The following is a 1,505-nucleotide window of genomic DNA, read 5'->3' as shown; positions in this document are numbered from 1 at the left end:
GCTGCCGAGGATGGCCATGACACCGGCGACCCGCTGGCACTCGTTGTGCCTTTTCTATCTAGCGGAGGAGTGTCATTTCTACTTAGCACCTACACGCTCGCAGTCCGATAACATAGATTATGTAAAATCGTGCCGTCCCGTACGCCGTCACGCAGCCTCAGTATATACCCGACTTCAAGTCGCTGTTGCGTGCTCGTCGATGGCTTTCTCCGTCGCTCAACACTCGGCATTGCCGTCTGCAGATGCCATGATCAAGCCTGAGCACCGGCAGGAGGCGAGAAGTCGGGCGCCCGCGCCATGCAAGCGCCCGATTTCCCATTGGCTACTCTGAAAAGCCGATTCGCCTGAGATGTAGTCCTACATACCGTTCGAGAGATTGGTGTCGGGATCGTTGGTCCGCATATCCTCGGCCTTCTTGTCCCCCAGCTCGCGCGCCGCGTCGGCGCGGTTTTCCAGGCGATCCTCCGCAGCTTCTGTCGGCGCGTTGTCGGCCGCATCTTCGAGGTTGTCCGCGACGCGCTCGGCGTTCGCTTCGATGTTGTCGGCAGCCTGTTCGCGCGGACTGCTGTTGCAAGCCGCCAGCGACATCAGCGCGACCGCGGCCGTGCCCGCCAAGATCCTCTTCATCGTTCGTCTCCCGTGGTTGAACCTCGAAAAAATCGCCCGGCTGACTTCACTTCTTCGCGGCGTTGAACTCGGCGTGCCGATCCTAAAATTCTCCGCCGCGTCGGTTATTTAATCAGAAAGACTCGCGCGCAACATCCATGCATTCTGCTCATGGACGCCGATCCTAGCCACCAGCATATCGTGACTGAACAGGTCGCCAGCCTCGTCCGCCAGCTGCGCAAACTCGCTCATACGCCGCGCGACCTTCTCGTTATCGTCGACAAGCTCGGCGATCATCTCGCGAGTCGGCTTGTGGGGCGCATCATTGTCGATGACCGTCAGCTCGCGGAATGAGGCGTTACCCGTTGGGGCAAGTTTGCCCAGCGCCCTGATGCGCTCGGCGATCGCGTCGGCCGCTTCGTGGAGCTCCTGATACTGCGCCTCGGTCATGTTGTGCAAACCGTAGAAGCTGGAACCCTGGACGTTCCAATGAACCCCGAGGGTCTTGGCATACAGGTATAGCTGTCGGCAGTCGCCTTGGTCAGTGCCTCGGCCACCTGATCGCGAGCGCTGCTCTCGACGCTGGTGTTCAGTGCCGTGCCATCGCTCTCGACGCGTTCGGCGCGTTTTGAACCCTTCTCCGACTTCGCCATGGGCCTACTCCTTCGATCAATTAACGACGGTCACGAGGACGGCGGGACAATCGTCCCGCCGCCTCGATCACTTCTTCTTGGGCGCGCGCTTCGGTGCGGCAGCGGCTGCGGTATCCTCGTCCTCGTCGGGGCTGTCCACGCCCGCCTCAGTGGGGTCGGCTCCGGCTGAGGGCGAAATGACACTCTAAGCCGAAAGAGCATGGTTGGAGAAAGTGCGAAGCCGTTTCACGCGATGCATGCCTGATT

The 1,505-nt window shown here is 60.6% G+C and carries 3 protein-coding genes; all 3 read right to left on the bottom strand.

What is annotated here, in order from left to right; all coding sequences use genetic code 11:
• Nucleotides 1-357 precede the first annotated feature (357 nt).
• Nucleotides 358-615 carry a hypothetical protein gene (locus GGR47_RS18995; protein WP_371859769.1) on the bottom strand — a complete coding sequence of 86 codons (258 nt, stop codon included), beginning with the start codon at nucleotides 613-615 and terminating at the stop codon, nucleotides 358-360.
• 120 nt (nucleotides 616-735) lie between these two features.
• The gene (locus GGR47_RS18990) at nucleotides 736-1,122 is read right to left on the bottom strand and encodes a Dps family protein (RefSeq protein ID WP_244305324.1); all 387 of its coding nucleotides are present in this window, start codon (nucleotides 1,120-1,122) and stop codon (nucleotides 736-738) included.
• Complete coding sequence (locus GGR47_RS19245) at nucleotides 1,053-1,259, bottom strand: hypothetical protein (RefSeq protein ID WP_244305322.1); 207 nt, start codon at nucleotides 1,257-1,259, stop codon at nucleotides 1,053-1,055. Before GGR47_RS19245 ends, GGR47_RS18990 begins: the two co-directional genes overlap by 70 nt.
• Nucleotides 1,260-1,505 lie beyond the last annotated feature (246 nt).

Origin of the sequence: Sphingomonas aquatilis (assembly GCF_014196115.1) — a bacterium.
Taxonomy (GTDB): domain Bacteria; phylum Pseudomonadota; class Alphaproteobacteria; order Sphingomonadales; family Sphingomonadaceae; genus Sphingomonas; species Sphingomonas aquatilis.
Note: the sequence above shows the minus strand (reverse complement) of the source record. Positions and strands in the feature narration are given on the sequence as shown.

Excerpts from the sequence above, each read along its gene's own strand:
- GGR47_RS19245 (WP_244305322.1), bottom strand. The coding sequence starts at position 1,259 with ATGGCGAAGTCGGAGAAGGGTTCAAAACGCGCCGAACGCGTCGAGAGC.